The following is a 26,539-nucleotide window of genomic DNA, read 5'->3' on the forward strand; positions in this document are numbered from 1 at the left end:
AGGGTCTTGACGCCTTAAGCGCCGGTTCAGGCGTCACGCGTGGTCGCATCAGCCATCTTGTCGGGCGCGTTAACCGCGACCGGCGCGCCCCGCGGCGAGCGGGCGACCGACTTGGCCGGGGCGCTCTTGGCGTGCGGGCAGACACGGTTCTCCACGCTCACGCCGAGTTGGCAAAGCGCGAACGACGACAGCCAGACGACCGCCACAGCCAGCATTTCCGTCAGAAAGCCCATAGCCCGCCCCTGGACCGATAGCGGCGTTATGCGAGCGTTTTCGAAAGAGGACGAGTGAACTTTTGGTCATGAAAGCCGAAGCTTACCGACCGTGGCGCCACGTCCGCTGACAGCGCCCCCAGAATTCCGACGGTTGTCCGCCGCCGTGACCGGGCCTAGGTCCCAGCCTGTACCGGCGGCCCTTCGACGGGATTCGGCCGGACATTTTTCCTTTGCGGACCTTCGCCTTGGCCCTTACCCAATTCGCACTCGCCGCGCACCCGCCGGAACCGATGACGCCAGCTCTCACGAAGAACGCGATCTCGCCGGCCAGGCTCACCCACCTCCAGCGGCTGGAGGCCGAGAGCATCCACATCCTGCGCGAGGTGGCGGCCGAGTGCGAACGCCCGGTCATGCTGTATTCCATCGGCAAGGATAGCGCGGTGATGCTGCACCTGGCCGCCAAGGCCTTCTACCCCGGCAAGCCGCCCTTCCCGCTGCTGCACGTCGACACGACCTGGAAGTTCAGGGACATGTACACCCTGCGCGACAAGGTGGCGTCCGAGCTAGGCTTCGACCTGATCGTCCACAAGAACCCCGACGCCGAGGCGCGCGGCGTCAATCCGTTCGACCACGGCAGCGCCCTGCACACCGATCTCTGGAAGACCGAGGGCCTGAAACAGGCCCTGTCCAAGTATGGCTTCGACGCGGCCTTCGGCGGCGCCCGCCGCGATGAAGAGAAGAGCCGGGCCAAGGAGCGGGTCTTCTCGTTCCGCACCGCCGAGCACCGCTGGGATCCGAAGAACCAGCGCCCCGAACTGTGGAACCTCTACAATACCCGCAAACACCCGGGCGAAAGCCTGCGCGTCTTTCCGATCTCCAATTGGACGGAGCTGGACGTCTGGCAGTACATCCACCTGGAGAATATTCCGATCGTGCCGCTGTACTTCGCGGCCGAACGGCCGGTGGTCGAGCGCGACGGCGCGCTGATCATGGTCGACGACGACCGCTTCCGCCTGCATCCGGGCGAAGTCCCGCGGATGAAGAGCGTCCGCTTCCGCACCTTGGGTTGCTACCCGCTGACCGGCGCCGTTGAGAGCACCGCGTCCACCCTGCCCCAGGTCATCCAGGAAATGCTGCTGACCACCACGTCGGAACGGCAAGGCCGGGTCATCGACCACGACCAGTCCGCCTCGATGGAGAAGAAGAAGCAGGAGGGCTACTTCTGATGGCGCACCAGTCCGCCCTGATCGCCGAGGACATCGACGCCTATCTGCATCAGCATCAGCACAAGTCACTGCTGCGTTTCATCACCTGCGGCAGCGTCGACGACGGCAAGTCCACCCTGATCGGCCGCCTGCTATACGACAGCAAGATGATCTTCGAGGACCAGTTGGCGGCCCTCGAAGCCGACAGCAAGAAGGTCGGCACCCAGGGGGGCGCGATCGACTTCGCCCTGCTGGTCGACGGCCTGGCCGCCGAGCGCGAGCAAGGCATCACCATCGACGTCGCTTACCGCTTCTTCTCGACCGAGAAGCGCAAGTTCATCGTCGCCGACACGCCCGGCCACGAGCAATACACCCGCAACATGGTTACCGGCGCCTCAACCGCCGACGCGGCCGTGATCCTGATCGACGCGCGCAAGGGCGTGCTGACCCAGACGCGTCGCCACAGCTACCTCGTCTCCCTGCTGGGCATCCGCCACGTGGTGCTGGCGGTGAACAAGATGGACCTGGTCGGCTGGGATCCGGCGGTGTTTGACCGGATCGTCGCCGACTACCGCGCCTTCGCCGAACAGATCGGCCTGACCGTGTTCACGCCGATCCCGATCTCCGGCCTGGGCGGCGACAACATCGCCTCAAGCAGCGAGCATACGCCCTGGTTCAAGGGTCCGATCCTGATGGACTGGCTGGAAGGCGTGGAGGTCGAGGACGACCTGCGGTCCAAGCCCTTCCGCATGCCGGTGCAGTGGGTCAATCGCCCGAACCTCGACTTCCGGGGCTTCTCGGGCCTGATCGCGTCCGGGACCATCAAGCCGGGCGACCGCATCCGCGCCCTGCCCTCGGGTCGTGAGAGCCGTGTGGCCCGTATCGTCACCCTGCCCGGCGATCTTGACCAAGCCGTCGCCGGACAGTCGGTGACCCTGACCCTGAAAGACGAGATCGACATCTCGCGCGGTGACGTCATCACCACGGCCGAGGCCCCCGCCCCGGTCGCCAACCAGTTCGAGGCCACCCTCGTCTGGATGGACGACGAGCCGCTGCCTCCTGGCCGCACCTATCTGCTGAAGATCGGCGCCCGCACGGTCGGCGCCAGCGTCACCGACATCAAGCACCGGGTGAACGTCAACACCCTGGAACACACAGCCGCCAAGCGCCTGGAGCTGAACGAGATCGGGCTCGTGAACCTGTCACTCGACCAGGCCATCCCGTTCGAGGCCTATGCCGACAACCGCCAGATGGGCGGCTTCATCCTGGTCGATCGCCTGAGCAACCGCTCCGTCGGCGCGGGGATGATCAACTTCGCCCTGCGCCGAGCCGACAACATCCACTGGCAGCACACCGACGTCAGCAAGGCCTCGCGGTCGGCGCTGAAAAGCCAGCGCGGCCAGGTCGTCTGGCTGACGGGCCTGTCGGGCGCGGGCAAGTCCACCATCGCCAACCTCGTCGAGAGGCGCCTGCACGCCCTGGGCCGCCACACCTATCTGCTGGACGGCGACAATGTCCGCCACGGCCTGAACAAGGACCTCGGCTTCACCGAGGAGGACCGGGTCGAGAACATCCGCCGGGTGGCCGAGGTCGCCAAGCTGATGGTCGACGCCGGCCTGATCGTGCTGACCGCCTTCATCTCGCCGTTCCGGGCCGAACGTCAGCTGGCGCGCGACATCCTGGAGCCTGGGGAGTTCATCGAGGTCTTCGTCGACACGCCCCTGGCCGTGGCCGAGGCCCGCGACGTGAAGGGCCTCTACAAAAAGGCCCGCTCGGGCCAGCTGAAGAACTTCACCGGCGTCGACAGCCCGTATGAAGCGCCGGAGACCCCGGAGCTACGCATCGACACCACCGCGATCGATCCCGTCGAAGCGGCCGAACGGATCGTCGCCTGGCTGGAAGGCCAGGAAATCGACTACACGATCTGATGTCTTGATCGGCGCGAGAGCTTGATCGCGCCGATCAGCCCCAAGGCGGCCATGACAGCCGTGGCCAGGTACCCCTTCGCGCCCAGAGCGTCGAACAGAGGCCCCGACGCCAAGGTCGCGATGCCCAGGGTAAAACCCGACGACAGCGCCGAGTTGATCGCCTGGGCCGGCGACGCCGCCGCCGGCGGGGCCAGCTTCTCGATCAGGCGCAGCGAGGCCAGGAACGAGGCCGCGAAGGTCATGGCGTGCAACATCTGCAGCGGGAACAGCGCCCACAGAGGCGGCTCGAACGCATAGAGCGTCCAGCGCAGAACGGCCGCGCTAGCGCCTAGGATCAGGAACCGCTCTGGCCCCCAGCGGCGGCGCAGCGGCTCCAGGAACCACATGAAGCCGACCTCGGCCGCGACGCCCACGCCCCACAGCACGCCGATCATCGGCTCGGAGATCCCCTGCTTCCGCCAGAGAATGGCGGAGAAGCCGTAGTAGAAGGCGTGCGCGCCCTGGATCAGGCCGGCCGTGACCACCGCCAGCAGGAAGGTGCGGTTGCGCATCAGCTCGGAGAGACCCTTCCAGCGTTCGGACCGGTGGGGCTTGGCGCCCTCGGCGTGGACGCGTTCGGGCGGGACCAGGAGCGCGGCGGCCAGGGCCGCGATGAAACACGCCGCGACGATCCAGAGGGCGATGATCTTGGGCGCGGCGAAGGTCAGGATCGCGCCCATCGCCAAGTTGGCGGCGATGAAGGCGCTGGAACCCGTGCCGCGCGGGATCCCGTAGTTGAAGCTCTCGGTCCGCGCCCGGCGCAGGGTGATGATGTCGATCAGCGGCGAGACGGTCGACAGCAGGGTCTGGCCGATGAACCAGGCCAGGATGAACCACCACAGGTTCGGGGCGGCCAGCAGCCCCCCATAGCCCAGCCCCGCCCCGACCAGCAGCAGCACCATGGGCGTGCGCCGCAGCGTGAAGCCGTCAGCCCAGACCGCCAGCGAGGCCCCGGTGAACGGCTTGAGCAGCAGCGGCACGGCCAAGACTAGGCCGATCTCGCCGCCGCTCAGGCCGCGCGAGCGCAGATAGGTGCCGATATAGGGCAGGCTGACGCCTGAACTCAGATAGATCGCGGCGTAGAACAGGCAGAGGCGAACGAGTGTCGGAGGACCCTTGTCCTCCGACCTGTCCGCCCCCGTCCGCACCTTACTCGGCGCCGCCGAAGCGAGCCGTCCATTCGGCGATCTGCTCGTCCTCGATCTTCTTGAACAGCACGTCCGGCACGGTCACCGGCTCGCCGACCAGCAGCTTGTCGAGCTCGACCCTGGCGTCGTTCGACGGCCATTCCGCCGGGAAGTCCAGGTCGAAGGCCTGGCCGATCGTCTCGGCCGCGAACGGGATGAACGGCGCGGAGAGCTTGGCGTACAACGCCACCAGGTTCAGGGCCGTGCGGACGATGACGGCGGCGCGGTCGCGATCGGTCTTGATCGCGGTCCACGGCGCGGCCTCCTGCAGGTACTCGTTGCCGACCACCCACAGCGCCCGCAGCGCCTGGGCGCTCTTGCGGATCTCGATGGCGTCCATCTGTTCGGACAGGTCCGCCAGACGCGCAGAGACGTCGGCGAACAGCTTTTCTTCCAGCGGCCCCGGCTCGCCGCCCGCCGGCACAACGCCTTCGAACTTGCTCTCGTTGAACTTCAGGATGCGGTTGACGAAGTTGCCTAGCACGTCGGCCAGATCGCGGTTCACGGCGCTGGCGAACTGCTCCCAGGTGAAGGCGGTGTCGCTGCTCTCGGGCGAATTGGCCGTCAGGTACCAGCGCCACAGATCCGGCGGCAGGATCTCCAGCGCCGCGTCCATGAACACGCCGCGCTTGTTCGAGGTCGAGAACTTGCCGCCGTACCAGTTCAGCCAGTTGAAGGCCTTGAGCATGTCGACGCTCTTCCACGGCTCTTCCGAGCCGAGGATGGTGGCCGGGAAGCTGACCGTGTGGAACGCCACGTTGTCCTTGCCCATGAACTGGACGTAGCTGACGTCTTTGGCGCCCGCGTCGGTGCGCCACCAGCGCTTCCAGTCGCGGTCGGGAGAGCCCTCGGCCCACTCCTGGGTCGCGGCGATATATTCGATCGGCGCGTCGAACCAGACGTAGAAGACCTTGTCCTCGAAGCCCGGGCGCGGAACGCCGTCCTTGGCCACCGGAATGCCCCAGGCGAGATCGCGGGTGATGCCGCGGTCGATCAGCCCCTCGTCCAGGTGCTTGTAGGCGATCGAGCGGGCCAGCGGCGGCCAGTCGGCGTGGCTATCGACCCAGGCGCGGATCTTGTCGGCCATCTTGGTCTGCAGCAGATAGAGGTGGCGGGTGTCGCGCACCTCGATGTTCCGCGAGCCCGAGATCACCGAGTACGGCTCGATCAGGTCGGTGGGGTCCAGCAGGTTGCCGCAGTTGTCGCACTGGTCGCCGCGCGCTTTCTCGAAGCCGCAGTGAGGGCATGTGCCTTCGACATAGCGATCCGGCAGGAAGCGCTTGTCGTCGACCGAATAGACCATCTGGTCGACGCGTTCCTCGATCAGGCCGTGGTCTTCCAGCGCCTGGCAGAAGTGCTGGGTCAGGCGATGGTTCTGCGGCGAGGACGAGCGGCCGAAATGGTCCCACGACAGGCCGAAGGCGCGGCCGACATCATGCTGCAGGATGTGCTGCTCGGCGCAATAGGTCGCCACGTCCTGGCCGGCGGCGGTGGCCGCCAGTTCGGCCGGCGTGCCGTGCTCGTCGGTGGCGCAGATGTAGAGCGTCTCGTGCCCCTGGGCGCGCTTGAACCGCGCATAGACGTCCGCCGGCAGCATCGACCCCGCCAGATTCCCCAGGTGCTTGATGCCGTTGATGTACGGCAGGGCAGACGTAATCAGGATGCGAGCCATGCGGGCGCGGCCTTTCGGGGAGTCACGGGAAGCTTAGAAGGCTCCGCATATAGAAGGGTCGGGCCGGAAGGGAAAGCCGTGCGTCCTTCGAGGTTGACCTACGGCGCGCACCTGAGGATGAGGAAGTCGGCACCAGCGTCCTCATCCTGAAGCGTCCGAGCAGCGGGCCTCGAAGGGCGCACAGCTTCGCCGCTTCACGCGGCTCCGCCGCTGAAGTCATGGAAAGGGACGCGGAGCGCCGGGCGACGCCCGGAGTTAAGTGAAGAAATACCGTTTCGACGAAGCCCAACGCTCCGCGCGGTCGTTATCCGGAAGCGTGACGCCGCGATGCTATTTGCACCCCAACGCCGTTGAAGCCTCCGACGGGCGGGCCAGGCCGCGAAGCCTGGTCCCGGTCAGGAGCCTTTCGACTCCCCTGTCGCTCTCCTCGGCCCGCATCCACCGTCGTTTCTGTGTTCCAGGGTCGACTACCTCGGGGATGGTGCAGTTGCGGAGCTTTCCCCGCGCCGACGAGCGCGCCCGCTCGATCGCCCCCCGTCGCCGCAACGGTCGCTGGCCATGCGCCCTTTCCTCGCGACGAGGTGGGTAGACTGTACGGCAGGTTTTTGAGCAGGGGACGGAGAGGCGCGAACGCTCGTCCAATCCCCGTCCCGCAGGCCACTACAGCGGAATATTGTCGTGCTTTTTCCACGGGTTGGACAACGACTTCCCCTTCAGGCTCTTCAAGCCCCGCACGATCCGGCGGCGGGTGCCGTGCGGCATGATCACGTCGTCGATATAGCCGCGGGAAGCCGCCACGAACGGGTTGGCGAAGCGGTCCTTGTACTCGGCCTCGCGGGCGGCCAGGGCTTCGGGATCCTTGGCCTCCTGGCGGAAGATGATCTCCACCGCCCCCTTGGCGCCCATCACCGCGATCTCGGCGGTCGGCCAGGCGTAGTTGAGGTCGCCGCGCAGGTGCTTGGAGCTCATCACGTCATAGGCGCCGCCATAGGCCTTGCGGGTAATGACCGTGATCTTGGGCACCGTGGCCTCGGCATAGGCGAACAGCAGCTTGGCGCCGTGCTTGATCAGGCCGCCGTACTCCTGCTTGGTCCCCGGCATGAAGCCCGGGACGTCCACGAGGGTGATGATCGGGATGTTGAAGGCGTCGCAGAAGCGCACGAACCGCGCGGCCTTGCGGCTGGAGTCGATGTCCAGCACCCCGGCCAGCACCTGCGGCTGGTTGGCGACGACGCCGACGGTCTCGCCGTCCATGCGGGCGAAGCCGACGACGATGTTCTTGGCCCACTCGCTGGAGATCTCGAAGAAGTCGGCTTCGTCGACGATCTTCAGGATCAGTTCCTTCATGTCGTAGGGCTTGGTGGCGTCGGCCGGAACCAGGGTGTCGAGGCTCTTTTCCTCGCGATAAGCCTCGTCGAAGCTCTGGCGCTCGGGCGCGGCCTCGCGGTTGGACGAGGGCAGGAAGTCGACCAGGCGGCGCACCTGGGTCAGGGCTTCCAGGTCGTTTTCGAACGCGCCCTCGGCGACACCCGACTTGGCGGCGTGAACACGGGCCCCGCCCAGTTCCTCGGCGGTGACCACCTCGTTGGTGACGGTCCTGACCACGTCGGGCCCCGTCACGAACATGTAGCTCGTGTCCTTGACCATGAAGATGAAGTCGGTGATCGCGGGCGAATAGACGTCGCCGCCGGCGCAGGGGCCCATGATCACGCTGATCTGCGGGATGACGCCGCTGGCCAGGGTGTTTTCGAGGAAGATGTCGGCATAGCCGGCCAAGCTGTCGACGCCTTCCTGGATGCGCGCCCCGCCCGCGTCGAACAGGCCGATGATCGGCGCGCCGACCTTCATGGCCTGGCGCTGGACCTTGATGATCTTCTGGGCGTGGGCGTTCGACAGGCTGCCGCCGAACACCGTGAAGTCCTTGGAGAACAGATAGACGACCTTGCCGTTGATCGTGCCCCAGCCGGTGACGACGCCGTCGCCGGGGATTTTCTGGTCCTGCATGCCGAAGTCGTGGCTGCGGTGTTCGACGAACATGTCGAACTCCTCGAAGGAGCCCTCGTCCAGCAGCAGGTCGATACGCTCGCGGGCGGTCAGCTTGCCCTTGGCGTGCTGGGCGGCGACACGCGCCTCGCCGCCACCCGCCTTGGCCTGCTCGCGACGGCGGTCGAGTTCCTCGAGAATGTGCTGCACGCGCGTACTCCCTGCCCGGATCTTCATGCTGGTGGTTCGTCCACCTTAGGAAGCCAGCCCTAGCGAGGCCAGGGGTCGCAGGCAAGGCGGACCTTGCGGCAGCGCAGCAGACGGAAAGGTCATGCCCTTAGCGCAGCGCGGCGAACCAGCGGTCGATCATGTCGGCCTCGACCGCCAGGAAGGCGGCGCGGGCGGTGGCCTCGGCGTCCTCTCCCCACTGTTCGGCCTGGAACATCTCCTCGAGGCGCGACAGGTCCAGGGCCTTGCGACCGGTCAGCCGGCCGGCGCGCACGGCCAGGGCCAGCACGGTCGAACCGAACAGGCCCGCGGCGAACGCGACGCCGGCGAGGCTGAAATCGTCCAGGGTCAGGGCCAGCGCCTCGACCGCCGCCAGGGTGGCCGGCGGCTGCGGCTGGTGAATGATCCCGCCGACGGAGATGAAGACCAGGCCGAACTCGGCCTTGGCCCAGTCGAGGATCGCGCCCCACTCGCGGTCCTGGCGCTCGACCAGCGGCGTCGGGTGCTCGGCGCGGTAGCACAGGTGGTCGGACCCGGCGTAGGCCGTGATCTCCTTGGCGACCTCGGCGCGGGTCTCGGAGATGCGATCGATGGCCGTGAAGGCCAGGCGCGTGGCCGGCATCAGGCTGTTGTCGATATATTCGACCTGGGCCTCCCACTCGGCGGCGATCGTGTCGGCCAGGGCTTTGTTCGGCGCGACCAGCGGCTTCCTGGCCGGCGACTTGGGCGTGCGGCCGTCCAGCTGGATCGCGAAGCCGCCCTCCACCGGCGCGGCGGCGGCGGTCTTGTAGAAGCGCTTGGGTTTCAGCAGCAGCTCGGACTTGTCGGACACGGCGAGAACTCTTTTTCGGGCCGCCCGCGACGGAACGGCCAATGACCCGCGTTGAATGAGCAAGATCGCGTGACAGCGCAAGGGAGCACCCCGCTTGAGCTTACCGTCCAAGGACATGATGGCCGCCATCGCCGTCACCCGTTTCGGCCTCGGCGCCCGCCCCGGCGAGATCGACGCCGCCAAGGCCGATCCCCAAGGCTTCCTCATCGGCCAGATCCGCCGCGAGGGCGCCGACATCCCGCAGGATGGCGGCGAGACCTCGGCCCAGCGCTTCGAGCAGATGCGCGACTACCAGCAGCAGCGGAAGATCGAACGCGAGAGGAAGGACGGCGAAGGCGACAAGCCCGCGCCCCAGGCCGCGCAGGCCGCCGACCGCGCCCTGCGCGATAAAGTCGGCGCCGACTTCCTGGCCCGCGCCCGTCTCGGCGCCAACACCCCCGCGGGCTTCCGCGAGCGCTGGGCGCTGTTCTGGGCCAACCATTTCACGGTCTCGTCGACCAAGCAGATCACCTCGGTGCTGATTGGTCCGTTCGAGCGCGAGGCGATCCGACCCTACGTGTTCAACAGCTTCGAGAACCTGCTGGTCGCCTCGTCGACCCATCCGGCCATGCTGACCTATCTGGACCAGGCCCAGTCCATCGGCCCCAACAGCCCAATCGCCATGCGGCGTCGTGGCGGCGGCAAGGTCGGGCTGAACGAGAACCTGGCGCGCGAGATCATGGAGCTGCACACGGTCGGCGTCGACGCCGGCTACACGCAAGGCGACGTGACCGAATTCGCCCGCGCCCTGACCGGTTTCTCGGTTGGTCGCGACAACGAGGACCGCCAGGGCCAGTTCGTGTTCCGCGACCCCGCCCATGAACCCGGCGCGCGCACGATCATGGGACGCCACTACGCGCAAGCCGACATCAAGCAAGGCATGGCCGTCCTCAAGGACCTGGCCGCCGACAAGCGCACAGCCCGCCACGTCTGCGGCAAGATCGCCCGCCACTTCGTCTCCGACACGCCCCCCCCCGCCCTCACCACGCGTCTGGAGAAGCGCTGGATGGCCACCGGCGGCGACCTGGCTCAGGTGGCCAAGGCCCTGGTCGAAAGCCCCGAGTCCTGGGATCCCACGCCCGCCAAGTTCAAGACGCCCTACGAGTACACCCTGTCGACCTGGCGGCTGATCGGGGCCGAGCCCTCGGCGATCGAACGCCTGGCGCCGATCCTCACGGGCCTGGGCCAGAAGCCCTTCTCGGCCCCCTCCCCCAAGGGCTGGCCCGAGGACGCCCAGACCTGGGCTTCCCCCGATGGCCTGGTCAAGCGGATGCAGTGGGCCCAGGGCTTCGCCGCCGTGGTCGCCGACCGCACCGATCCCAACGCCCTGGCCGTTCAGGCCTTGGGCGACCGCCTGACGCCCCCCGTCGCCAAGGCCGTGTCGCGGGCCGAGACCCGCAAGGAAGCCTTCGCCCTTCTCGTGATGAGCCCGGAGTTCCAACGCCGATGACCGCTCAACTGAACCGCCGCTCCCTGCTGAGCCTTGGCGCCAGCCTGGGCATCAGCGTCAACTTCCTCGGGACCCAGGCGTTTGCCGCGTCCGAGGGTGATCTCTCCAAGAAGAAGCTGGTCGTCGTCATCTGCCGCGGCGGCATGGACGGCCTGTCCGTCTCGCCGCCGGTCGGCGACGCGAACTACGCCAACCTTCGCGGTTCGATCGCCATGAAGCCCGACCAGGTGCTGAAGCTGGACGACACCTTCGGCCTGCATCCGGAACTGACGACCGTCCACGCCCTGGCGCTGAAGGGCGAAGCCCGCATCGTCCCGGCGATCGCCAGCCCCGACCGCGCCCGCTCTCACTTCGAGGCGCAGGACGTGCTGGAGACCGGCGCGGCCCATGTCTACGGGACCGAGACCGGCTGGCTCAATCGCACGCTGGAAGCCCTCGCCCCCGTCCGCAAGGTCGAAGGGTTGTCGGTCGGGACCACCGCTCCGCTGATCCTGCGCGGCAAGGTCCAGGCGGCCAGTTGGTCGCCGGGCAAGGGTGTCGATGAGACCGCCCGCCTGCCGACCCTGCTGCAGGATCTCTACAAAGACGACCCGATGCTGGGCCCGGCCTTCGCGCGCGGGCTGGAGACCGAGACCATGGCCCAGCAGGCCATGACCGCCATGGCGCCGACCCCGGCCATGAACGTGGCGGCGGCCGCCACCCCCCCCATGCCCGGCATGCCTGCCCCGATGTCGCGAAACGCCGCCAACGACCGCCAGAACCGCGCCGGCAGCGAAGCGGCGCGCAAGCTGGGCTCAACCCTCGGCGGCTTCATGATCCAGGCGGGCGGCCCGCAGATCGCCGCCATCTCGCTGGACGGGTTCGACACCCACGCCGGCCAGCTAGGCCAGATCGCCACGCGCCTGTCCTACATGGACGCGGTGCTGGACGGCCTGCACGACGGCCTGGGCGCGGAGTGGAAAAACACGGTTGTCATCGCGGTGACCGAGTTCGGCCGCACCGCCCGCGTGAACGGCACAGGCGGCACCGACCACGGCACGGCCTCGACGGGCCTCGTCCTTGGCGGCGCGCTCAAGAAGGGCGGCGGCATCGTCGGCGACTGGCCGGGCCTGGCCGACAACGCCCTGTTCGAGAACCGCGACACCGCCCCGACCGTCGACATGCGCGGCCTGTTCAAGGGCGTGCTGGCCGAGCACATCGGCGTCGACCGCGCGATCCTTGAGAGCAAGGTGTTTCCTGACAGCGCCGCGGCCAAGCCGGTGATGGGACTGGTCTAGCCCCTACCGCCGCTTGGTCTGGCGCCGCGCGAAGGGCTCGGCGTCGGCCTCGTCTTCCGAGAAGCCGAACTTGCGGAAGCCTTCCTTCATCTCGGCGCTCAGGGGCGCCTCGATGTGCAGCATGCCGGCCGACGGGTGCGGCAGCAGGATCGAGCGGGCGTGCAGCTGCAGCTTCAGCCCTTCAGACAACGGCGCGGACTTGTCGTCGCCGTACTTGGGGTCGCCCAGGATCGGGTGACCCATGGCCTTCATGTGCGCGCGCAGCTGGTGGGTGCGGCCGGTGTGCGGACGCAGCGCCATCCAGGTGACGCGCGGACCGGCGCGGCTGATGGTGACAAATTCGGTCTCGGCCGGCTGGGCGTCCGGGTCCTTGGGCTGAGCCGGGACGACCAGTTCGCGGTCGCCGACCCCGCGCTTGGCCAGGTGCAGTTCCATCACGCCCTCGGTCGGGTGCGGATTGCCCGCGACGATGGCCCAATAGGTCTTCTGCGCCTTGCGCTTGGCGAAGGCCCCCGACAGGCGCGCGGCGGCCGACGGCGTCTTGCCCAGCAGCAGCACCCCGGAGGTGTCCCGGTCCAGGCGGTGGACCAGCTTGGGCCGATTGACGCCCTCGCCCCAGGCGCTGAGCAGCTTGTCGACGTGGTGCGTGGTCTTGGTGCCGCCCTGGACGGCTAGGCCGGCCGGCTTGTTCAGCGCCAGCACTTCCTCGTCCTCGTACAGCACCAGTGACCGCGCATAGGCGATGTCGCGCGGCGACAGCTTGGCCTTTTCGCTCGGATCGGGTGCGTCGGGCAGCGGCGGCACGCGGATCTGGCTGCCGGCGGCCAGCTTGGTGTCGGCCTTGGCGCGCGAGCCGTCGACCCGAACCTGGCCCGAGCGGAACAGCTTGTTCAGCTGGATATGGTTCAGATGCGGCCAACGGCGCTTGAACCAGCGATCGAGGCGGACCCCGTCCTCGCCGGAGTCGACGTACAGCGTGCGGACTTCCTTGGTGCTCATGCGAAAACCTTGCGGGCGATCAGAAGACCCGCGAACAGGGCCGCCACGGACAAAAGCACGCTGGCGGCGGCATAGGAGAAAGCTGGGACATAGTCGCGCTTCTGGATCATCAGCGCGGTCTCCAGCGAGAACGAAGAGAACGTCGTGAAGCCGCCCATCACCCCCACGCCCAGCAGCAGGCGCCAGGACTCGCCGGGGGTGTTGCCGCGAAACGCCAGCCAGGAGGCCAGGCAGCCCATCAGGAACCCGCCGACGATGTTGACGGTGAAGGTGCCATACGGCCAACCGGGTCCCATGACCCGCATGGCGCCGACGCCGACCAGATAGCGCGCGACCGAGCCGACGGCTCCGCCAGCGGCCACCAGAAGCAGCTTGTTCATGAACGCCTTATGCGCCGAGCGGGCCAAAACGCCAAGCATCCAACGAAGTTCCCTTGATTTTCCCCGGTTTCTTTCACGGTAAACGCCGTTGGAAACCCTCTTTCCGAACCCCCGGTTAAGCGCGCTTCCCGCAATGTTGGGGCAGATCAACAGCGCCAGACCCATGCCCTTCGACACCCCCCTTCCCTCGGACGCGACCGAACGCGTGGCCCTTCCGGGCCCGGTGGCTCAGCGCCTGTCGGGTTCGGAGCTGGTCGCGCGCGGCTCGGTCAACGTGATCAGCATCAAGGCCATCCGCCAGTGGGCTGGTGACTGGTGGAGCGAGAAACGCGGCGATGTCTGGACCTATGTCGAGCTGAAGCTGAACGAGCACCTGGACCGCAACGACATGCGGGCCCGCATCTCCGACAGCGAATTCCTGATCGCCATGAACAATGACCAGGGCCTGGCCGCTCAGGCGACCAGCGTGCGGATCTTGGAAGACGTTCTGACCCACCTGTTGGGCGCCGCCTCGTCAAAGGACCTGGGCATCCGCTCGGTGATCGGGCTGGAAGGCGGCCAGGCCATCTGCCGGCCGATCGACCCCAGCGTGATCCTGGCCGCCCGCGCCCGCCGCGATTCGGCGCGTTCGCCGGTCCGCATCGAAGTCGATCCGGCCGACGAGGCCCGCCGCACGCCCGTCGCCTTCACCACCGCCGGCGGCGCGGCGCTACGCGTGGACTTCACGCTGGAGCATGTGGTCAGCCTGCGCCGCAACATCACCACCGCCGTGCGCGTCGAGCCGATGGTCACCCACCTGGCCAGCGGCCGTCAGGCCTCGGCCCGCGCCCTGACCAAGCTTTCGGACCGGGATGTCGCCTTCATCGACGAGTCGACGCTGAAATACGCCTCGGTGTTCGCGCGCTCCGCCCAGGGCCACAACACGCCCGAACTGATCCTGCCCGCCTCGTTCCGCACTCTGGGCACCCAACGGGGTCGCGACCTGCTGACCGGCACGGCCGGGCTGTCGCTGAGCCTGCTGCGCGGCGGCGTGATGATCGAACTGGTCGACGTCACCCGCGGCACGCCCGCCGGTCGGTTGCTGGAAGTGGTGGGTCTGCTGCGCGCTCTCACCCGCGGCGTCATCGCCCGCGTGCCGCCGGACAAGGAAGCCCTGCGCGTCCTGCGTGACGCCCGCCTGGCCGGCCTGGCCCTTGACGCCTCGGACCTGTCCGGCGAAGCCGCCAAGATCGCCATGGAGATGATGGCCTTCGGACGCGACGCGCGCGGCCTGGCGCCGATGACCATCCTGCAAGGCCTGCCCCAGGACGGCTATTTCACCGCCGCCGAGACAGCCGGCCTCACCCACGCGGCGCTCCGCGCGAACTATCCGCTGGGCAAGAGAGCGGCGGCCTAACTAGACTCGCTGACGGCCGTAGCCGACGGTCTTGACCACGTCCCGGGCGTCATAGGCGTCGCGATCCTTGGGCGTCGGACCCTTGCCAAACACGACCTCGATCGAACGCGACACGGCCGGCCCAGGGCCGAGGTCGAAGCTCGTCCCCAAACCCACGCCGAAACTGGAACGCCGTCCGAAGCTGGCCGAACCGCCGCCGACCGAGACGCGCGGACCGCGATCGTAGCCGCTGACACTGGTCGAGCGATCAGCGATGCGGAACCAGTCATAGCCGTCGCGCAAGGCCAATTCGGCGGCCCTTAAGAGGGCGTAGTCGGCGACCTGCGCCGCCTTGGCGCCCGGCCCGCCCTGGAAGGTGACGCGGTAGCGCCCCGCCTCCAGGCGATATTCCGAATAGCCGACGTCGTTCGGCGCACCCAGTTGAGCGCGATAGACGGTCGGGGTCGTCGCGCAGGCGGCCAGCAGGAAGCCGGCGAGCGCGGCGGCGATAAGGGGTTTAGTGATCTTCATGGCGCGTGTCCTCGGACCTGATCAACGGCCTCGGAACCTGGCTGTTCCGGAACCGCCAGATCCAGGGCGTGGAGCATCGCTTTGAAATCGGACGGAAGCGGGGCCATGACCTTGCGCTCGCCGCCCAGCGGATGCGGGAAGGTCAGACGCGCGGCGTGCAGCATCAGGCGTGGCACGGCGACTCCGCCCAGCATCAGCGCCCCGCCATAGCGGCTGTCACCCGCCAGCGGCCGACCGAGCGAGCCCATATGGACCCGCAGCTGGTGCATACGGCCAGTGTCCGGCGACAGCTCGACCAACGCCGCGACGCCATTGCTGGCCAGGGTGCGGTAGCGGCTGCGGGCGGTCTCGGCGTCCGGATGATCGGGCTCGCAGACCCGCATATAGGCCTCACGGCCGATCGACTCGCGGCGCAACGGGCTGTCGATCATGCCGCCCTTCGGCTCCGGCGCGCCCGGCGCGACGATGGCTAGGTAGGACTTGCGGAAGCGCTTGGCCATCATGGCTTCGCCCAGGAAGGCCGCGCCCGGCTTGGTCTTGGCGGTGAGGATCACCCCAGAAGTGTCGCGGTCCAGGCGGTGGATCAGGCGCGGCCGCGCCTTTCCCGGCTTGGCGAACGCCCACAGCAGGTCGTCCAGCGTGTGGGCCTTGATCCGACCGCCCTGGCTGGAGAGGCCGGCGGGCTTGTCCAGCACGATGATCGTCTCGTCCTCGTACAGCACCCACGACCTGGCCGTCTCGATCTCCTCGGGCGTGAGGGTGATCGGGCACTCGACGGCCTTGGGCTTGGCGACGCCGGGCGGACGGCGGAATTTCGGACTGCTCATTTGCCGTCCTTACGCACCTTGCCCCAGGCTTCCAAGCGCTCACGCACTTTCGCTTCCGCCCCGACCGGCTTGGGCTCATAGAACCGCCGCCGTTCCATGCCGTCCGGAAAGTAGTTCTGGCCCGAGACGCCGCCCTCGACATCATGGTCGTAGGCATAGCCGTCGCCATAGCCGAGGCTCTTCATCAGCTTGGTGGGCGCGTTGAGGATGTGCGACGGCGGCATCAGGCTGCCGGTCTCCTTGGCGGCGCGGCGGGCGGCCTTGTAGGCATTGTAGACGGCGTTCGACTTGGGGGCCGACGCCATGTGGACCACGGCCTGGGCCAGGGCCAATTCCCCTTCCGGAGAGCCCAGGAAGTCGTAGGCGTCCTTGGCCGCCGTGGTCAGCAGCAGAGAGAGCGGATCGGCCGCGCCGATGTCCTCGGACGCCATGCGCACCAGCCGTCGGGCGATGAACAGCGGGTCCTCGCCGCCCTCCAGCATGCGCGCCAGCCAGTAGAGCGCCGCGTCGGGATCAGAGCCGCGCACCGACTTATGCAGGGCCGAGATGAGGTTGTAGTGCTCCTCGCGGTCCTTGTCGTAGGCCGGGCGGCGCTTCTGCAGGAACTGGCCCAGCTGGGTCGGGTTGAGCGGACTGTCGGTGCCGATCGAAAACAGAGTCTCGGCCAGGGTCAGCAGGTAGCGGCCGTCGCCGTCAGCCATCGCGACCAGGGTCGAACGGGCCTCGGCGTCGATCGGCAGCGGCCGGTTCTCGGCGACCTCGGCGCGTTGCAGCAACTGGTCCAGCGAGTCCTCACCCAGGCGTTTCAGCACGAAGACCTGGCAGCGCGAGAGCAGAGCGCCGTTGAGCTCGAAGGACGGGTTCTCGGTCGTGGCGCCGACCAGAGTGACGATCCCCTCCTCCACGAACGGCAGGAAGCCATCCTGTTGGGCGCGGTTGAAGCGGTGGATCTCGTCGACGAACAACAAGGTGCTTTGCCCCGCCTGGCGGCGGACGCGGGCCTGTTCGAAGGCCTTCTTCAGGTCGGCGACACCGGAGAACACCGCCGAGATCTGTTGGAACTCGTAGCCGCCAGCCTTGGCCAGCAGCCGGGCGATGGTGGTCTTGCCGGTGCCCGGCGGTCCCCAGAGGATCATCGAGGCCAGTCGGTGCGCCGCCGCCATGCGGCCGATGGGGCCTTCGGGGCCCAGGAGGTGCTGCTGGCCCACCACCTCGTCGAGGCTTTGGGGCCGCAGGCGGTCGGCCAGCGGCGCCGGGGCATGGGGCGTCAGGCCGGCGGCCTGGAAGAGATCGGACATGCGACTCTTCTAGCAGGCCGTCAGGCGCAAGTCGTCAGCCCGAGAAGCGGGCCGTGATGCGCTGGCCGTTGCGCTCGATCGTCACCACCCAGTTTCGGGTCGGCAGCTTCGCGGCGGTGTTGAGGTCGGCCACGGTGTTGACCGGGCGGCCATTGACCTCGCGGACGAAGTCGCCCGGCTGCAGGCCGATATTGGCCGCGTAGCCACCGCCGATCTTGGTCACCAGCACGCCCTTGCCGACGAACGGGTCGACGTTGAGGTCCTGGGCGACGGCCGGCGACAGGTTGACCACAGTGGCGCCGTTGAATGGGTTGGAGCCCGACAGGGTCCGCTCGTCGCGGGCCGGGGTCTCCGGCGCGGCCTCGGCGCGGACGGTCAGCGTCTGCTCCTTGTCGTTGCGCTGGATCTGCATCGGAACGCGGTCGCCGACCCTGTGCGTGCCGATGGCGAAGGCGGCGCCGCCCTCGTCGTTAACGGCTCGGCCGTCGATCGACAGGATGACATCGCCTTCCTTCAGGCCGGCGCGGTCGGCCGACGCGCCGGGATAGACCTGGGCCACCAGCACGCCGCGCGGAGCGGACATGCCAAGGCTCTTGGCGATGTCGCCAGTGACCGGCTGGCCCTTCACGCCCAGCCAAGGCCGCACGACGCTGTGGCCGCCGCCCAGCGCCGCGCCCACCACCTGGCGGACCACGGCGGCGGGAATGGCGAAGCCGACGCCCGAGGACGAGCCAGACCGCGAGATGATGAAGGTGTTGATGCCGACTAGGTCGCCGTCCATGTCGACCAGCGGGCCGCCCGAATTGCCGGGATTGATGGCGGCGTCGGTCTGGATGTAGCTGCCGAAGTTGGCCGCCCCGACGTCGGTGCGGGCCAGGGCCGAGACGATGCCGTTGGTCACGGTCTGGCCCACTCCGAACGGGTTGCCCAGGGCCAGGACGAGGTCGCCGACCTCCATCTGGTCCTGATCGTCGATGGCCATGACGGGCAGCTTCTCGCCCTTGGTGTCGATCTTCAGCACGGCGAGGTCGGCGCGCGGGTCGTCCAGCAGCACCACGGCCGGGAACTCGCGGCGGTCGGCGAGCTGGACGGTGATGTCGCTCATCCCGTCGATATTGTGGTGGTTGGTGATGATCACCCCGTCGGCGCGGACGATAGCGCCCGAGCCCAGCGAGCCTTGAACCTGACTGCCGCCCTGGCCGTTGCCGCCCATGAAGAAGTCCCAGAACGGATCGACGCGGCGCTGCACCACACGGCGGCTGGCGACGTTCACCACGGCCGGGGCGGCCTTCTTCACGACCGGCGAGAACGACAGCTTCATCGAGGCCGCGTCGGCCGGCGCGCGACGGGTCGGTCGCGGCATGTCGGGGGCGGGACCGCCCCCGACGGACTGGGCGTTGGACTGCCCGGTCGGGTTCGAACAGGCGGCCAGCAGGACGACGACGGGCAGCAGGGCGCGGATGGTCTTCAAGAAAGGCTCCTAACGTTACCCACGAACTCAGCCGAGCTTTCTGGCGAGTCTATGGCGTTTTGCGCGATGGTAAGGCTTCAGGCCGATTGCGGTTCCGGTATGGGCGACGGCCGGGCCTTGGCGTAGGCCAGGATCGTCGAGGCCAGCATCAGCCCAGCCGCGATCAGCACCGGCAGGCCCGGCATGTGCAAGGTCGCATCGTGGCGGACGGCGAAGGCGAACGGGAACAGGAACAGTGGCGGGCCGATGATCGAGGCGATGCCCATCATCGCCGAATTGGCTCCCTGCAGCTGACCCTGCTCGTTAGGCGCGACGCGGCGGGTCATCAGGCCTTGCAGGCCCGGCTGGATCAGGCCCGACAGCGCGAACAGCGGCAGGCCGCACAGATACAGCATCCCCGTCGGCGCCAAGGCGTAGATCATGAAACCGGCGAAACCCGAGAACAGGCCAATCATCAAGGCGCCGCGCTCGCCCATCGCCTTGACCACCCGGCCGACGACCAGGGCCTGGACGATGATGCTCGAGATACCACTGGCCATCAGGGTCAGGCCGATGGTCGCCGGCGACCAGCCGTAGCGGAAGCCCATATAGAGCACGAACACGCTGGGCAGCACGTTGTGGGCCAGCTGGAACAGGAAGCCGACGCCGGCCAGGCCCAGGAGGCCCGGATGGCGGTTCAGCAGTTGCAGCGAACCGACCGGATTGGCCTTCTTCCAGTCGAAGCGCGGCTGGCGGCGCTCGGGCGGCAGGGATTCCGGCAGGACAAAGAAGCCGTACAGCCAGTTGCACAGCGCCAGGGCCGCGCAGACCAGGAACGGCGCGCGATGGTCGAACTGCCAAAGCCAGCCGCCCAGGGCCGGGCCGAAGGTGAATCCGACGCCAAACGCCGCGCCCATCAGGCCGAAACCCTTGGCGCGGTTCTCCGGCGTGGTGACGTCGGCGACATAGGCCGAGGCGGTCGAGAAGCTGGCCGCCGTCATGCCGTTGAAGATCCGGCCGACGAACAGCCACCACAGGCTGGGCGCGAAGGCCATGAACAGGAAGTCGACGCCCAGCCCGAAGATCGAGGTCAGGATCACCGGCCGGCGGCCGAAGCGGTCGGACATCAGGCCCAGGATCGGCGAGCAGAAGAACTGCATCACGCCCCAGACCGTGGCGAACAGGATGTTCCAGTCGGCCGCCACGGCCGTGTCCCCGCCGCCGAACTGCTTCACCAAGTTGGGCAGGACCGGGATCATCACGCCGAGCGACAGCACGTCCATGATCGCGGTGACGAAGATGAAGCCCAGCGCGGCCTGGCGTTTGGCTCCCGTGATCGGTTGGTTCATGGCTCGCCCTCCCCGGCGTCTCCTAGTTGGACGCTGTTCGCCCGGCTCGCAAGACCCGCCAGCAGCGCCCGCCACCATTCCCCGTGGCGTTGCAGGAAGACGCCGTCCGGAAAGCCGTGCCGCGCCACGTGCGGCGCCGGTACGGTGTCCCAGCCGCGATGCTCGACGGTGACGCGCGTGCCCGTCTCCACCGGCTCGAAACGGACCTCGACCTCGGTGTCCATGCCCGGCGCGAAGGTCGCCTGACGCCAGCCGAACGCCAGACGCCGCCCGCGCTCCCAGACCGTGACCTTGCCAACCTCGAACACCTTGCCGCTGGGCAGGCGTTCGATCAGGCGGCCCTCCTCGAAGGCCATGACGCCTGGCGACCGCGGGGTGAACGAGAACAGGGCGTTAGGTCGCCACCACAGCGCGATGTCGTCGACGAAGGCGTCGAACACCACCTCCGGCGGGGCGGCGATGCGCAGGGCGACCAGGATCTTCGAACTCACTTCGATTTGCCCTCGACGTGCGACTTCAGGGCCGACAGCTGGTCGACCCAGTGATCCTCCGCCGCCTCCAGCCACGCCTTCAGTTGATCCATGGGCTCGGACCGCAGGCGATAGACGCGCACGCGGGCGTCGAACTCCGGATGGCTCTCCTCCACGAGGCCCGACTCGCGCAAGGTGCGCAGATGGCGGCTCATCGCCGGAGGCGTCAAGCCGAGGCTCTCGGCGAGCTCACCGGCCCGGCGGGGCCGTTCGCGCAGCAGATCGACCGTGCGCCGGCGGTTTGGATCGGCAAGGGCCGCCAGGGTGCGATCAAGCGCTTCGCTCAAGTCAGCTTTCCGCGCCCACGGCGATCTTCAGGCCGCTGCGCTTTTCCATCTCGTCGGTCGAGACCATCTCGACATCGGCGGAGACGGTCCAGATATGCCCCTCGGGATCGCGGCAGCGATAGGTGCGCGCGCCATAGAACTGGGTCTCGGGCGGCGCGATGATCTCGGCCCCGGCGCCCCTGGCGCGCTCGCAGTGGGCGTCGACGTCGGCGGCGATGTAGATGTGGACCGACTGGGTGTTCTTTCCGTCCACCGAAGAGGGGCTGGCGTGGTTCTCGCTCCACTCGTTGCCGACCATGATCCGCGTGTCGGCATACTCCATCTGCGAATGGGCGAGATTGCCGTCGGCGTCCTCGATCAGCAGAGTCAGCTCCAAGCCGAACGCCTTTTCCAGAAAGACAATGGCGGCTTTCGGATCGCGATACACGAGCGCCGAGACCAGGCCTGGGCGAGAGTCGGACATGACGGTGCTCCTTGCGGTATGAGATAATATTTAACGCATATCGCAACTATATGAGCAAGGCTCTTCAACCAACGCCTTGCGGCTGTGGCTACCGCAGCGCCTGCCCCACCACCTTCAGCGACCCGTCGCCCTTCTCGGGCTTCACACCCGTCACCCGCGCCAGCAGCGGATAGACGTCGACATTGTCGAACGCGGGCAGCACGACACCCGACTTGAACGACGGGCCGTGAGCCACGAACACCGCGCGCATGGCGGGATCATAGGGGTCGAAGCCGTGCGCGCCGCCGTCCTTGCCGTCCCACTTGCCGGGCTTCTTTCGAGCTTCAAGCGTCGTCGTGTACCAGCCCGTGTCCGACAGGCAGACGATCGCCGGCACGCGCTTGTTGCGGCCGTAGTGGAAGCGGGCCGGGATCTGGCCCTTCTTCCAGCAGGTCATGTGTGGCGGCGCGCCCTTCAGAAACGCAGCCTCGACCGCCCTCGCCTGGCCGGGCAGGGGCGAGAAACTGGTCACCGCGCCCTTGGTGACCAGGTGGATCTTCGACACGTCGATCAGGTCGTCAAGCACCACGCGGTTTGCGGCGGGCAGCGGGGCCATGCCGTGGTCGGCGACGATGACCAGGTCGGTGGTCTCGAACCGGCCCCGCGCCTTCAGCCCCTCGACCAGGCGCCCGATGCAGCGATCCAGCCTGACGAGCGCCGCGGTCAGTTCCGGCGACTCCGGGCCATAGTGGTGCCCTTCGGTGTCGGCGGCGTCGAAATAGAGTGTGGCGAAGGCCAGCGGCGGGCCATCGGCGCTGTCCATCCAGGCCAGCACTTGGTCAACCCTCGCATCATAAGGCAGGTCGTGCTGGTACTTCATCCAGTGGCTGGGGCGGACGCCGTCGATCGCCACCTCCGAGCCCGGCCAGAACATGGCGGCGCTCTTCTTGCCCTGCTGCTCGGCCGAGATCCAGAACGGCTTGGCCTGGTTCCACCAGCGCGGGTCGTTGGCGGTTGGGCCGTTCATCGTGAACTTGGGGCCGCCGATCAAGGCGTCCTCCATCTCATTGCCGACCACGCCGTTGCGGTCGGGACGCTTGCCGGTCACCAGGGTGTAGTGGTTCGGATAGGTCAGGCTGGGAAATGAGGGGCGCATGGACCCGCGCGCGCCGTCGTCGGCCAGGGCCTTGAGATTCGGCGTCACGCCCCGGTCCAGATAATCGGCGCGGAAGCCGTCCATCGACACCAGGACGGTCAGATGCGGCGCCGTCTCGCGCGCCAAGGCCGCCCCCGCGGACGTCAGCGCCAGGCCGACGGCGAAAACCAGGGACAGGACGCGGCGGACCAACATGAACCCACTCTCGAAAACCGAAATCTCGGCTCCTGATCGACGCCGCGGATTGCAGCCATATGACAATCGGCGTTCGCCGACATCATAACCGGCTCTTAACTTGGCGAGGGCGAGCGGCCTCGCCATAGTCCCCTCGCCAGCCGACTCGTTTCGGCGCTCGGAATCAGCCTCATGTCGATCGCCCTCGAGGCCGACCGCCTCACCAAGACCTACGGGGCGGTGCGTGCTCTCGACGACTTCTCGATCGCCATTCCGGCTGGCGGCGTGTTCGGGGTGCTGGGCCCCAACGGCGCGGGAAAGAGCACTCTGTTCCGCATCGCGCTGGGCCTTGTGCGGCCGACCACCGGCTCGGCCCGCCTGTTCGGCGCCGCGCCCGGCGACATCACCGCCCTGCGCAAGGTGGGGGCGATGATCGAGACGCCGCGCTACCCCGCCTATCTCACCGGACGCGACACGCTGAAGATGCTAGCGCTCGAGAGCGGCCAGAAGGGCGCCGACATCGATGGCTGGCTGGAGCGGGTCGGCATCGCCCACGCCGCCGACCGCTCGACCGCCGGCTATTCGGTCGGCATGAAACAGCGCCTGGGCTTGGCGGCCGCCTTCTTCACCAAGCCCGAACTCGTGATCCTGGACGAGCCGACCAGCGGCATGGACCCGGCCGGCATCCAAGAGATACGCGCCCTGATCGTCGACCTCGCCAAGCGCGAGGGCGTAACCGTGATCCTGGCCAGCCACCAGCTGGACGAGGTGCGGCGCGTCTGCGAGCGCGTCGCCATCCTGTCCAAGGGCAAGGTCGTGGCCGAGGGCGGCGTGGCCGAACTGACCGCCGGCGAGGCCCGCCTGCGCATCACCGCCACCTCGCCCATCGCCCAGGTCCTGGGCGTTCTGGGCGCCAAGGGCGTCGCCGAAGGCGCGGACTCGGTCCTGGCCGACATCCGTCGCGAGGACACCCCCGCCCTGATCCGCGCCCTGGTCGAGGCCGGGGTCGAGATCACCGAGGCCCGCTGGCGCGACGCCGACCTGGAAGGCGTCTACCTCCGGACTCTCGAAACGGCCCAGCCTTCGAATGAAGGAGCGCTCTGATGCTCGCCGACGCCATCGCCGCCGAACGCTTCCGCCTGCTGCGCGACCGTTCGGCCCTGTTCTGGGGCTTCTGTTTCGCGCCGATCGTGGGCTTCCTGCTCAGCATCGGTGGCGACCTCTTCCTGCACTACGTGGTCAAGAAACCGATGCCCGGTCTGGGGATCGGCCTGCTGGACCAGATGATCAAGGCGCTGGCCAGCGGGGCCTCGACCTTCGGGGCCCTGTTCCTGATGATCGGCGCGGCCGCCATCCTGGCCGGCGACTATCGCTGGGAGACCTGGCGGCTGCTCACCCCGCGCAACACCCGCCAGAACCTGCTGCTGGCCAAGCTGGTGGTGGTCGGCGAGGCGGTGTTCTGGAGCCTGGCGCTGACCGCCGTGCTGTCGGCCGCCGCGGCGGTGATCGGCGCGGGGATCAACGGCAAGGCCCTGGCCGTCACGCTGTTCGACCGCAACCTGTTCGACGTGCTCGGCGTCCTGGCCATCACCTGGCTGGAGGCCATGACCCTGGCGGCCTTGGCCGCCTGCATCGGGGTGCTGTCGCGCTCTAGCATGGGCGTGGTCGTCGCCTGCCTGGGCGTCCGGTTCGTGCAGACAGTGCTGGCCAGCTCGCTGCGCATGATGGAACAGGGCCAGTCCAGTTGGAAGCTGCTGGCCATCCCGGTCTACGACGCCGACCTGCTGCGCGCGACGCTGTTGGAGCCGACCATGGTGGGGCAGACCACCAGCTCGGCCGGCGCGGCCCTGGCCATGCTGGCGGTCTGGACAGCCGTATTGACGACCGGCGCGGTGCTGCTGTTCCGCCGCCAGGACCTGACCAAGGAGTAGGCGTGAAGACCCAGAAGCAACGCATGCTGGCCGGCGAGCTCTACACCGTCGACGCCGAGCTGCAGGCCGACCAGCGCGTGGCCCAGAGCTGGATGGACCGCTACAACGGCTCAGGCCTCGACGAGCGCCCGATGCTGCTGGCCCAGGGCCTGGGCGCGGTCGGCGAGAACGTGGCGATCCGCGCGCCGTTCTATGTCGACTACGGCTACAACATCCGCCTGGGCGACGGCGTGTTCATGAACTTCGGCTGCGTGATCCTGGACGTGGCCGAGGTGACCATCGGCGCGGCCACGGCCATCGGACCGGGCGTGCAGATCCTGACCGCCGACCACCCCCGTGACCCGGCTGTGCGCCGCACCGGTCAGGAGTCCGGCCAGCCGATCCACATCGGCGCCAATGTCTGGATCGGCGGCGGCGCGATCATCCTGCCCGGCGTGACCATCGGCGATGACGCCGTGATCGGGGCCGGCGCGGTGGTGACGCGCGACGTGCCGGCGGGGGCGACGGTGGTCGGGAACCCGGCGCGGCCGGTGAAGTCGAAGGGTTAGGTGGAACTTCAAAATCCACCTGAGAGCGCAGATTCCGATATCGCATCCCTAGCGGAGTTCATGCCATGGTCGTTGCAAGCTTTGCCATGCCTGGGAGACTCTATGAAGCCGCGCACGCCTCTGCTTGCCCTGGTTAGTCTTCTTCTTCTCGTTGAGCCCGCACAGGCGCGGCTGCAAACGGCGCCAACCACCTCCAACGCCGAGATGACCCGTCTCTATAACGAGGACCAAAGCGATCGAGAGCCTGACGAGATAGATTGGGACAAGGTCACCGCTCGCGACGAACAGCGTCGCGCGGCCACCCGCAAGCTGCTCGCGGACGGTGCGTTACAGACGGCCGAGGATTACGAACACGCCGCCTTCATCTTCCAGCACGGCTCGAAGCCGGGCGACTACCTGCTAGCCCACACCCTGGCGATGGTGGCGGTCGGCAAGGGTGACAAGTCGTCTCTCTGGATCGCTAGCGCCACGCTCGACCGCTACCTGATGATGATCGGCAAACCGCAGGTCTACGGCACCCAGTTCAGGGGCTCGATGGGCCAGGAGCCTTATGACCGTAGCCTGATTTCCGACGCCCTGCGCGGCGAACTCGGCGTCCCCAACCTAGCCCGCCAGGCCGAGCAACTCGAAGCTATGCGCGCGGCCAGGGCGGCGGCCGTCAAGCCGTGAGCCCAGAAACGAAAAAGGCCCCGGATCTCTCCGGGGCCTTCGCGTTCAGCTAGCGCTGAAAGATCTTAGTCTTCGGCGTCGTTGACGTAGACCGGACCCGAGTCCTTGCCCTTTTCCGAGACGTCGCGGTCGACGAACTCGATGACGGCCATGGCGGCGTTGTCGCCGTAGCGGAAGCCGGCCTTCAGCACGCGGATGTAGCCGCCCTGACGGTCCTTGTAGCGCGGGCCGAGCACGGCGAAGAGCTTGCCGACTTGTTCGACGTCGCGAACCGAGCTGATGGCCTGACGACGAGCGTGCAGGTCGCCGCGCTTGGCCAGGGTGACCAGCTTTTCGACGATCGGGCGCAGTTCCTTGGCCTTGGGAAGGGTGGTGACGATCTGCTCGTGCTTGATCAAGCTGGCCGACATGTTGGCGAACATGGCGGTGCGGTGAGCCGAGGTGCGGCCGAGTTTACGGTGGGCGTTACCGTGACGCATTTTCTATCTCCTGGGCGATCAGCCCGAGCGGCGCAAAACGTGTTGAGCGCCTGATTGTC

The 26,539-nt window shown here is 67.8% G+C and carries 26 protein-coding genes and 1 pseudogene; 10 read left to right on the forward strand and 17 right to left on the reverse strand.

The window, feature by feature from the left end; translation table 11 throughout:
- Nucleotides 1-26: 26 nt before the first annotated feature.
- Nucleotides 27-233: a hypothetical protein gene (locus tag ACW175_RS15620; protein WP_492100964.1), complete on the reverse strand. Its 207-nt coding sequence runs from the start codon at nucleotides 231-233 to the stop codon at nucleotides 27-29.
- Between the two features lie 227 nt (nucleotides 234-460).
- Here ACW175_RS15620 and cysD point away from each other — a divergent pair, with 227 nt between their 5' ends.
- Both cysD and cysN read left to right on the forward strand, forming a co-directional pair.
- Nucleotides 461-1,441, forward strand: coding sequence for a sulfate adenylyltransferase subunit CysD (gene cysD / locus ACW175_RS15625; protein ID WP_492100965.1), 981 nt, complete (start codon nucleotides 461-463; stop codon nucleotides 1,439-1,441).
- A complete protein-coding gene (cysN, locus tag ACW175_RS15630; protein WP_492100966.1) occupies nucleotides 1,441-3,348 on the forward strand; it encodes a sulfate adenylyltransferase subunit CysN in 1,908 nt (635 codons plus the stop codon). The genes cysD and cysN overlap by 1 nt, the downstream gene beginning before the upstream one ends.
- On the opposite strand, the gene ACW175_RS15635 is transcribed toward cysN, so the two are convergent.
- Together ACW175_RS15635 and metG are read right to left on the reverse strand one after the other, a co-directional pair.
- On the reverse strand, nucleotides 3,336-4,535 hold the full coding sequence (locus ACW175_RS15635) for an MFS transporter (protein WP_492100967.1): 1,200 nt from the start codon (nucleotides 4,533-4,535) through the stop codon (nucleotides 3,336-3,338). The two genes, cysN and ACW175_RS15635, sit on opposite strands and share 13 nt — an antisense overlap.
- 1 nt (nucleotide 4,536) lies before the next feature.
- Complete coding sequence (gene metG, locus ACW175_RS15640) at nucleotides 4,537-6,246, reverse strand: methionine--tRNA ligase (RefSeq protein ID WP_492100968.1); 1,710 nt, start codon at nucleotides 6,244-6,246, stop codon at nucleotides 4,537-4,539.
- A 515-nt stretch (nucleotides 6,247-6,761) separates the two neighbouring features.
- On the opposite strand from metG, the pseudogene ACW175_RS15645 reads away from it, so the two are divergent.
- Nucleotides 6,762-6,835 (forward strand): annotated as a pseudogene (locus ACW175_RS15645) (hypothetical protein); the annotation flags it as partial.
- A 71-nt stretch (nucleotides 6,836-6,906) separates the two neighbouring features.
- Here the strand turns inward: ACW175_RS15645 and ACW175_RS15650 are convergent.
- Complete coding sequence (locus ACW175_RS15650; RefSeq protein ID WP_492100969.1) at nucleotides 6,907-8,439, reverse strand: acyl-CoA carboxylase subunit beta; 1,533 nt, start codon at nucleotides 8,437-8,439, stop codon at nucleotides 6,907-6,909.
- Nucleotides 8,440-8,566: 127 nt separating this feature from the next.
- Complete coding sequence (locus ACW175_RS15655; protein WP_492100970.1) at nucleotides 8,567-9,289, reverse strand: ATP12 family chaperone protein; 723 nt, start codon at nucleotides 9,287-9,289, stop codon at nucleotides 8,567-8,569.
- Nucleotides 9,290-9,404: 115 nt separating this feature from the next.
- On the opposite strand from ACW175_RS15655, the gene ACW175_RS15660 reads away from it, so the two are divergent.
- Both ACW175_RS15660 and ACW175_RS15665 read left to right on the forward strand, forming a co-directional pair.
- Nucleotides 9,405-10,778 carry a DUF1800 domain-containing protein gene (locus tag ACW175_RS15660; protein ID WP_492104977.1) on the forward strand — a complete coding sequence of 458 codons (1,374 nt, stop codon included), beginning with the start codon at nucleotides 9,405-9,407 and terminating at the stop codon, nucleotides 10,776-10,778.
- Complete coding sequence (locus ACW175_RS15665; protein ID WP_492100971.1) at nucleotides 10,775-12,055, forward strand: DUF1501 domain-containing protein; 1,281 nt, start codon at nucleotides 10,775-10,777, stop codon at nucleotides 12,053-12,055. Before ACW175_RS15660 ends, ACW175_RS15665 begins: the two co-directional genes overlap by 4 nt.
- Before the next feature lie 3 nt (nucleotides 12,056-12,058).
- Here the strand turns inward: ACW175_RS15665 and ACW175_RS15670 are convergent, their stop codons facing one another.
- Complete coding sequence (locus tag ACW175_RS15670; protein ID WP_492100972.1) at nucleotides 12,059-13,054, reverse strand: RluA family pseudouridine synthase; 996 nt, start codon at nucleotides 13,052-13,054, stop codon at nucleotides 12,059-12,061.
- Nucleotides 13,051-13,434, reverse strand: coding sequence for a fluoride efflux transporter CrcB (gene crcB / locus ACW175_RS15675; RefSeq protein ID WP_492100973.1), 384 nt, complete (start codon nucleotides 13,432-13,434; stop codon nucleotides 13,051-13,053). Before crcB ends, ACW175_RS15670 begins: the two co-directional genes overlap by 4 nt.
- A gap of 163 nt (nucleotides 13,435-13,597) precedes the next feature.
- On the opposite strand from crcB, the gene ACW175_RS15680 reads away from it, so the two are divergent.
- Nucleotides 13,598-14,830 carry a hypothetical protein gene (locus ACW175_RS15680; protein ID WP_492100974.1) on the forward strand — a complete coding sequence of 411 codons (1,233 nt, stop codon included), beginning with the start codon at nucleotides 13,598-13,600 and terminating at the stop codon, nucleotides 14,828-14,830.
- On the opposite strand, the gene ACW175_RS15685 is transcribed toward ACW175_RS15680, so the two are convergent.
- From ACW175_RS15685 to ACW175_RS15725, 9 genes are all read right to left on the reverse strand, one after another.
- The gene (locus ACW175_RS15685) at nucleotides 14,831-15,340 is read right to left on the reverse strand and encodes a CC0125/CC1285 family lipoprotein (RefSeq protein WP_492100975.1); all 510 of its coding nucleotides are present in this window, start codon (nucleotides 15,338-15,340) and stop codon (nucleotides 14,831-14,833) included.
- Nucleotides 15,337-16,167, reverse strand: coding sequence for an RluA family pseudouridine synthase (locus ACW175_RS15690; protein ID WP_492100976.1), 831 nt, complete (start codon nucleotides 16,165-16,167; stop codon nucleotides 15,337-15,339). The genes ACW175_RS15685 and ACW175_RS15690 overlap by 4 nt, the downstream gene beginning before the upstream one ends.
- Nucleotides 16,164-17,465 (reverse strand): replication-associated recombination protein A, encoded by a 1,302-nt coding sequence (locus ACW175_RS15695; RefSeq protein ID WP_492100977.1) that lies wholly within the window; start codon nucleotides 17,463-17,465, stop codon nucleotides 16,164-16,166. The genes ACW175_RS15690 and ACW175_RS15695 overlap by 4 nt, the downstream gene beginning before the upstream one ends.
- A gap of 34 nt (nucleotides 17,466-17,499) precedes the next feature.
- Entirely contained in the window at nucleotides 17,500-18,936 is a 1,437-nt protein-coding gene (locus ACW175_RS15700; RefSeq protein ID WP_492100978.1) for a DegQ family serine endoprotease, read from the reverse strand.
- 77 nt (nucleotides 18,937-19,013) lie between these two features.
- Nucleotides 19,014-20,264: a TCR/Tet family MFS transporter gene (locus ACW175_RS15705; RefSeq protein ID WP_492100979.1), complete on the reverse strand. Its 1,251-nt coding sequence runs from the start codon at nucleotides 20,262-20,264 to the stop codon at nucleotides 19,014-19,016.
- Entirely contained in the window at nucleotides 20,261-20,755 is a 495-nt protein-coding gene (locus ACW175_RS15710) for an SRPBCC domain-containing protein (protein WP_492100980.1), read from the reverse strand. The genes ACW175_RS15705 and ACW175_RS15710 overlap by 4 nt, the downstream gene beginning before the upstream one ends.
- The gene (locus ACW175_RS15715; protein WP_492100981.1) at nucleotides 20,752-21,081 is read right to left on the reverse strand and encodes an ArsR/SmtB family transcription factor; all 330 of its coding nucleotides are present in this window, start codon (nucleotides 21,079-21,081) and stop codon (nucleotides 20,752-20,754) included. The genes ACW175_RS15710 and ACW175_RS15715 overlap by 4 nt, the downstream gene beginning before the upstream one ends.
- Nucleotide 21,082: 1 nt before the next feature.
- The gene (locus ACW175_RS15720; RefSeq protein ID WP_492100982.1) at nucleotides 21,083-21,544 is read right to left on the reverse strand and encodes a VOC family protein; all 462 of its coding nucleotides are present in this window, start codon (nucleotides 21,542-21,544) and stop codon (nucleotides 21,083-21,085) included.
- Nucleotides 21,545-21,632: 88 nt separating this feature from the next.
- Complete coding sequence (locus ACW175_RS15725; protein ID WP_492100983.1) at nucleotides 21,633-22,874, reverse strand: alkaline phosphatase family protein; 1,242 nt, start codon at nucleotides 22,872-22,874, stop codon at nucleotides 21,633-21,635.
- A 171-nt stretch (nucleotides 22,875-23,045) separates the two neighbouring features.
- On the opposite strand from ACW175_RS15725, the gene ACW175_RS15730 reads away from it, so the two are divergent.
- From ACW175_RS15730 to ACW175_RS15745, 4 genes are all read left to right on the forward strand, one after another.
- Nucleotides 23,046-23,957, forward strand: coding sequence for an ABC transporter ATP-binding protein (locus tag ACW175_RS15730; protein WP_492100984.1), 912 nt, complete (start codon nucleotides 23,046-23,048; stop codon nucleotides 23,955-23,957).
- The gene (locus ACW175_RS15735) at nucleotides 23,957-24,784 is read left to right on the forward strand and encodes an ABC transporter permease (RefSeq protein WP_492100985.1); all 828 of its coding nucleotides are present in this window, start codon (nucleotides 23,957-23,959) and stop codon (nucleotides 24,782-24,784) included. Before ACW175_RS15730 ends, ACW175_RS15735 begins: the two co-directional genes overlap by 1 nt.
- A gap of 2 nt (nucleotides 24,785-24,786) precedes the next feature.
- Nucleotides 24,787-25,332: a sugar O-acetyltransferase gene (locus ACW175_RS15740; protein WP_492100986.1), complete on the forward strand. Its 546-nt coding sequence runs from the start codon at nucleotides 24,787-24,789 to the stop codon at nucleotides 25,330-25,332.
- A gap of 102 nt (nucleotides 25,333-25,434) precedes the next feature.
- The gene (locus ACW175_RS15745; protein WP_492100987.1) at nucleotides 25,435-26,001 is read left to right on the forward strand and encodes a hypothetical protein; all 567 of its coding nucleotides are present in this window, start codon (nucleotides 25,435-25,437) and stop codon (nucleotides 25,999-26,001) included.
- A gap of 65 nt (nucleotides 26,002-26,066) precedes the next feature.
- On the opposite strand, the gene rplQ is transcribed toward ACW175_RS15745, so the two are convergent.
- Complete coding sequence (rplQ, locus tag ACW175_RS15750; RefSeq protein ID WP_492100988.1) at nucleotides 26,067-26,480, reverse strand: 50S ribosomal protein L17; 414 nt, start codon at nucleotides 26,478-26,480, stop codon at nucleotides 26,067-26,069.
- Between the last annotated feature and the right edge of the window lie 59 nt (nucleotides 26,481-26,539).

This window comes from Caulobacter sp. FV1ye6ST, assembly GCF_058681225.1.

Excerpts from the sequence above, each read along its gene's own strand:
- ACW175_RS15670 (WP_492100972.1), bottom strand. The coding sequence starts at position 13,054 with ATGAGCACCAAGGAAGTCCGCACGCTGTACGTCGACTCCGGCGAGGAC.
- ACW175_RS15685 (WP_492100975.1), bottom strand. The coding sequence starts at position 15,340 with ATGAAGATCACTAAACCCCTTATCGCCGCCGCGCTCGCCGGCTTCCTG.
- ACW175_RS15735 (WP_492100985.1), top strand. The coding sequence starts at position 23,957 with ATGCTCGCCGACGCCATCGCCGCCGAACGCTTCCGCCTGCTGCGCGAC.
- ACW175_RS15720 (WP_492100982.1), bottom strand. The coding sequence starts at position 21,544 with ATGTCCGACTCTCGCCCAGGCCTGGTCTCGGCGCTCGTGTATCGCGAT.
- ACW175_RS15695 (WP_492100977.1), bottom strand. The coding sequence starts at position 17,465 with ATGTCCGATCTCTTCCAGGCCGCCGGCCTGACGCCCCATGCCCCGGCG.
- cysN (WP_492100966.1), top strand. The coding sequence starts at position 1,441 with ATGGCGCACCAGTCCGCCCTGATCGCCGAGGACATCGACGCCTATCTG.
- ACW175_RS15620 (WP_492100964.1), bottom strand. The coding sequence starts at position 233 with ATGGGCTTTCTGACGGAAATGCTGGCTGTGGCGGTCGTCTGGCTGTCG.
- ACW175_RS15705 (WP_492100979.1), bottom strand. The coding sequence starts at position 20,264 with ATGAACCAACCGATCACGGGAGCCAAACGCCAGGCCGCGCTGGGCTTC.
- metG (WP_492100968.1), bottom strand. The coding sequence starts at position 6,246 with ATGGCTCGCATCCTGATTACGTCTGCCCTGCCGTACATCAACGGCATC.
- ACW175_RS15665 (WP_492100971.1), top strand. The coding sequence starts at position 10,775 with ATGACCGCTCAACTGAACCGCCGCTCCCTGCTGAGCCTTGGCGCCAGC.
- ACW175_RS15660 (WP_492104977.1), top strand. The coding sequence starts at position 9,405 with ATGATGGCCGCCATCGCCGTCACCCGTTTCGGCCTCGGCGCCCGCCCC.
- rplQ (WP_492100988.1), bottom strand. The coding sequence starts at position 26,480 with ATGCGTCACGGTAACGCCCACCGTAAACTCGGCCGCACCTCGGCTCAC.
- ACW175_RS15730 (WP_492100984.1), top strand. The coding sequence starts at position 23,046 with ATGTCGATCGCCCTCGAGGCCGACCGCCTCACCAAGACCTACGGGGCG.
- ACW175_RS15680 (WP_492100974.1), top strand. The coding sequence starts at position 13,598 with ATGCCCTTCGACACCCCCCTTCCCTCGGACGCGACCGAACGCGTGGCC.
- ACW175_RS15725 (WP_492100983.1), bottom strand. The coding sequence starts at position 22,874 with ATGTTGGTCCGCCGCGTCCTGTCCCTGGTTTTCGCCGTCGGCCTGGCG.
- ACW175_RS15690 (WP_492100976.1), bottom strand. The coding sequence starts at position 16,167 with ATGAGCAGTCCGAAATTCCGCCGTCCGCCCGGCGTCGCCAAGCCCAAG.
- ACW175_RS15745 (WP_492100987.1), top strand. The coding sequence starts at position 25,435 with ATGAAGCCGCGCACGCCTCTGCTTGCCCTGGTTAGTCTTCTTCTTCTC.
- crcB (WP_492100973.1), bottom strand. The coding sequence starts at position 13,434 with ATGAACAAGCTGCTTCTGGTGGCCGCTGGCGGAGCCGTCGGCTCGGTC.